Here is a 5,182-nt window from a genome sequence, read left to right as displayed (position 1 = left end):
GTCGGGGTTTCCTTTGAGAATGATTGATTGAGAGTAGTCTCGATCGAACTCGAAAGCATTGTTGGAGAGTTTGATCCTGGCTCAGGACGAACGCTGGCGGCGTGCTTAACACATGCAAGTCGAACGCTGAACCGGTTTCGGCCGGGGATGAGTGGCGAACGGGTGAGTAACACGTGGGTAATCTGCCCTGTACTCTGGGATAAGCCTGGGAAACTGGGTCTAATACCGGATATGACCTTTCACCGCATGGTGGGGGGTGGAAAGTTCCGGCGGTATGGGATGAACCCGCGGCCTATCAGCTTGTTGGTGGGGTAATGGCCTACCAAGGCGACGACGGGTAGCCGGCCTGAGAGGGTGACCGGCCACACTGGGACTGAGACACGGCCCAGACTCCTACGGGAGGCAGCAGTGGGGAATATTGCACAATGGGCGCAAGCCTGATGCAGCGACGCCGCGTGAGGGATGACGGCCTTCGGGTTGTAAACCTCTTTCGCCAGGGACGAAGCGCAAGTGACGGTACCTGGATAAGAAGCACCGGCTAACTACGTGCCAGCAGCCGCGGTAATACGTAGGGTGCGAGCGTTGTCCGGAATTATTGGGCGTAAAGAGCTCGTAGGCGGTTTGTCGCGTCGGCTGTGAAATCTGGAGGCTTAACCTTCAGCGTGCAGTCGATACGGGCAGACTTGAGTTCGGCAGGGGAGACTGGAATTCCTGGTGTAGCGGTGAAATGCGCAGATATCAGGAGGAACACCGGTGGCGAAGGCGGGTCTCTGGGCCGATACTGACGCTGAGGAGCGAAAGCGTGGGGAGCGAACAGGATTAGATACCCTGGTAGTCCACGCTGTAAACGTTGGGCGCTAGGTGTGGGCGACATTCCACGTTGTCCGTGCCGTAGCTAACGCATTAAGCGCCCCGCCTGGGGAGTACGGCCGCAAGGCTAAAACTCAAAGGAATTGACGGGGGCCCGCACAAGCGGCGGAGCATGTGGATTAATTCGATGCAACGCGAAGAACCTTACCTGGGCTTGACATGCGCCAGACATCCCCAGAGATGGGGCTTCCCTTGTGGTTGGTGTACAGGTGGTGCATGGCTGTCGTCAGCTCGTGTCGTGAGATGTTGGGTTAAGTCCCGCAACGAGCGCAACCCTTATCCTACGTTGCCAGCGCGTCATGGCGGGGACTCGTGGGAGACTGCCGGGGTCAACTCGGAGGAAGGTGGGGATGACGTCAAGTCATCATGCCCCTTATGTCCAGGGCTTCACACATGCTACAATGGCTGGTACAGAGGGCTGCGATACCGCGAGGTGGAGCGAATCCCTTAAAGCCGGTCTCAGTTCGGATCGCAGTCTGCAACTCGACTGCGTGAAGTCGGAGTCGCTAGTAATCGCAGATCAGCAACGCTGCGGTGAATACGTTCCCGGGCCTTGTACACACCGCCCGTCACGTCATGAAAGTCGGTAACACCCGAAGCCCATGGCCCAACCCGCAAGGGAGGGAGTGGTCGAAGGTGGGACTGGCGATTGGGACGAAGTCGTAACAAGGTAGCCGTACCGGAAGGTGCGGCTGGATCACCTCCTTTCTAAGGAGCACAACACATCCCAGTCATCGTGCTGGGAGTGGCTCGAGCCGAGAAGCCGACTGTGTTTCTGCTCGGGTTGCTCAAGGAATTGTGGAACTACTGGTTATGGGTTCTTGCGGTGGAGACGCTGCTGATCAGTACTGCGGGTTTGTCCCGCGTGGAACGTCGGCCGGCCGGATCCGGGCGAGGTCTTGTTCGCTGGCGCGCTGTTGGGTCCTGAGGCAACACACGTTGTTTCTGGTGTGGTGTTTGAGAACTGTAGAGTGGATGCGAGCATCTTTGTGGTCAAGTTGTTAAGGGCACATGGTGGATGTCTTGGCTTCAGGAGCCGATGAAGGACGTGGGAGGCTGCGATATGCCTCGGGGAGCTGTCAACCGAGCTGTGATCCGAGGATTTCCGAATGGGGAAACCCAGCACCAGTGATGTGGTGTTACCCGCCGGTGAATATATAGCCGGTGCGGAGGGAACGCGGGGAAGTGAAACATCTCAGTACCCGCAGGAAGAGAAAACAAAAGTGATTCCGTGAGTAGTGGCGAGCGAAAGCGGAAGAGGCTAAACCGTTTGCATGTCAAGCTGTCAGGCGTTGTGCAGGCGGTGTTGTGGGACCCACCTTGGAGAGACTGACATTTCTCCGGATGTACGCGATGGTTAGCGGAACGCCTTGGGACGGGCGGCCGGAGCGGGTGAGAGCCCCGTACGCGAAAGCTGTTGTCGTAGGTCTTGGTGGTGTTCCCGAGTAGCAGCGAGCTCGTGGAATTTGCTGTGAATCTGCCGGGACCACCCGGTAAGCCTAAATACTTCCTGGAGACCGATAGCGGACGAGTACCGTGAGGGAAAGATGAAAAGTACCCCGGGAGGGGAGTGAAAGAGTACCTGAAACCGTGTGCCTACAAGCCGTCAGAGCTCACTTGTTGGGTGATGGCGTGCCTTTTGAAGAATGAGCCTGCGAGTTAGTGCTGCGTGGCGAGGTTAACCCGGGTGGGGTAGCCGTAGCGAAAGCGAGTCTGAATAGGGCGATTGAGTCGCGTGGTCTAGACCCGAAGCGGAGTGATCTACCCATGGCCAGGGTGAAGCGACGGTAAGACGTCGTGGAGGCCCGAACCCACTTAGGTTGAAAACTGAGGGGATGAGCTGTGGGTAGGGGTGAAAGGCCAATCAAACTCCGTGATAGCTGGTTCTCCCCGAAATGCATTTAGGTGCAGCGTCGCGTGTTTCTTGCCGGGGGTAGAGCTACTGGATGGTCTAGGGGCCTTACCGGGTTACCGAAATCAACCAAACTCCGAATACCGGTTAGTGAGAGCGCGGCAGTGAGACGGCGGGGGATAAGCTTCGTCGTCGAGAGGGAAACAGCCCAGAACACCAGCTAAGGCCCCTAAGTGTGTGCTCAGTGGGAAAGGATGTGGGATTGCCCAGACAACCAGGAGGTTGGCTTAGAAGCAGCCACCCTTGAAAGAGTGCGTAATAGCTCACTGGTCAAGTGGTCCTGCGCCGACAATGTAGCGGGGCTTAAGCACACCGCCGAAGCTGTGTCATTCGCACAATAGATCGGTGATTCCTTCGGGGGTCATCCAGTCGTGTGGATGGGTAGGGGAGCGTCCTGCATCCAGGGAAGCGGCCGCGGAAGCGAGTCGTGGAGGGTGCGGGAGTGAGAATGCAGGCATGAGTAGCGAATGCAGAGTGAGAAACTCTGCCGCCGGATGACCAAGGGTTCCTGGGCCAGGCTAATCCGCCCAGGGTAAGTCGGGACCTAAGGCGAGGCCGACAGGCGTAGTCGATGGACAACGGGTTGATATTCCCGTACCCGAGCATGTGCGCCCATGGCGAGGCGGTTGACACTAACCACCCGAAGCCGCGGTTGAAGTCTTCGGACGGATTCCGTGTGTGGAGCGTGGGACCTGATTCCGTAGTAGTCAAGCGATGGGGTGACGCAGGAAGGTAGCTCCGCCAGGCGATGGTTGTCCTGGTGTAAGCGTGTAGGCCGTCATGTAGGCAAATCCGCATGGCACATAGGCTGAGACGTGATGCGTAGCCGTTTGAGGCGAAGTGGGTGATCCTATGCTGTCGAGAAAAGCCTCTAGTGAGTGCATGCACGGCCCGTACCCCAAACCAACACAGGTGGTCAGGTAGAGAATACCAAGGCGATCGGGTGAACTGTGGTTAAGGAACTCGGCAAAATGCCCCCGTAACTTCGGGAGAAGGGGGGCCAAGCATCTTGAAGTCCCGTGCGGACGGAGGGGTGGTTGGCCGCAGAGACCAGCGGAAAGCGACTGTTTACTAAAAACACAGGTCCATGCGAAGTCGCAAGACGATGTATATGGACTGACGCCTGCCCGGTGCTGGAACGTTAAGAGGACCGGTTAACTCACTTTGTGGGTGAAGCTGAGAATTTAAGCGCCAGTAAACGGCGGTGGTAACTATAACCATCCTAAGGTAGCGAAATTCCTTGTCGGGTAAGTTCCGACCTGCACGAATGGCGTAACGACTTTCCGGCTGTCTCGACCACAGGCCCGGCGAAATTGCATTACGAGTAAAGATGCTCGTTACGCGCGGCAGGACGGAAAGACCCCGGGACCTTTACTATAGTTTGGTATTGGTTTTCGGTTCGGCTTGTGTAGGATAGGTGGGAGACTGTGAAGCGCTCACGCTAGTGGGTGTGGAGTCGTTGTTGAAATACCACTCTGGTCGGATTGGGAATCTGAACCTCGGACCATGATCTGGTTCAGGGACAGTGCCTGATGGGTAGTTTAACTGGGGCGGTTGCCTCCTAAAGGGTAACGGAGGCGCCCAAAGGTTCCCTCAGCCTGGTTGGCAATCAGGTGTCGAGTGCAAGTGCACAAGGGAGCTTGACTGTGAGACAGACATGTCGAGCAGGGACGAAAGTCGGGACTAGTGATCCGGCACCTCCTGGTGGAAGGGGTGTCGCTCAACGGATAAAAGGTACCCCGGGGATAACAGGCTGATCTTGCCCAAGAGTCCATATCGACGGCATGGTTTGGCACCTCGATGTCGGCTCGTCGCATCCTGGGGCCGGAGTAGGTCCCAAGGGTTGGGCTGTTCGCCCATTAAAGCGGCACGCGAGCTGGGTTTAGAACGTCGTGAGACAGTTCGGTCCCTATCCGCCGCGCGCGCAGGATACTTGAGGAAGGCTGTCCCTAGTACGAGAGGACCGGGACGGACGGACCTCTGGTGTGCCAGTTGTCACGCCAGTGGCATGGCTGGTTGGCTATGTTCGGAAGGGATAACCGCTGAAGGCATCTAAGCGGGAAGCCTGTTCCAAGATGAGGTATCCCACCCCATGTGGGTTAAGGCCCCCAAGAGACGATTGGGTTGATAGGCCAGAAATGGAAGCACAGTAATGTGTTGTCGAGTTGACTGGTACTAATAGGCCGAGGACTTGCCCACAAAGATGTTACGCATCCACTCTACGGTTCTGAAACACCACGCCGGCTGTCACTCATGTGGCGGGTGTGTGTTGTTTCGGAGTGTTTCGGTGGTTTTAGCGTCAGGGAAACGCCCGGTCCCATTCCGAACCCGGAAGCTAAGCCTGACTGCGCCGATGGTACTGCAACCGAAGGGTTGTGGGAGAGTAGGACACCGCCGAAC

Annotated in this window: 3 rRNA genes; all 3 read left to right on the top strand. The window is 57.2% G+C overall.

The features are described from left to right. The first annotated feature begins 58 nt into the window (after positions 1-58). The 3 genes from H4281_RS44935 (at position 59) to rrf (ending at position 5,182) form a co-directional block, all read left to right on the top strand. Positions 59-1,578: ribosomal RNA gene (locus H4281_RS44935) — 16S ribosomal RNA — on the top strand. Between the two features lie 283 nt (positions 1,579-1,861). Next, positions 1,862-4,981: ribosomal RNA gene (locus H4281_RS44930) — 23S ribosomal RNA — on the top strand. 84 nt (positions 4,982-5,065) lie between these two features. After that, a 5S ribosomal RNA gene (gene rrf / locus H4281_RS44925) occupies positions 5,066-5,182 on the top strand. The 16S, 23S and 5S rRNA genes sit together here, the layout of an rRNA operon.

The sequence above is a fragment of the Amycolatopsis dendrobii genome (genome assembly GCF_014145675.1).
GTDB lineage: Bacteria > Actinomycetota > Actinomycetes > Mycobacteriales > Pseudonocardiaceae > Amycolatopsis > Amycolatopsis dendrobii.
The sequence above is the reverse complement of the archived record's forward strand: the minus strand, read 5'-3'. Positions and strand labels throughout refer to the sequence as shown.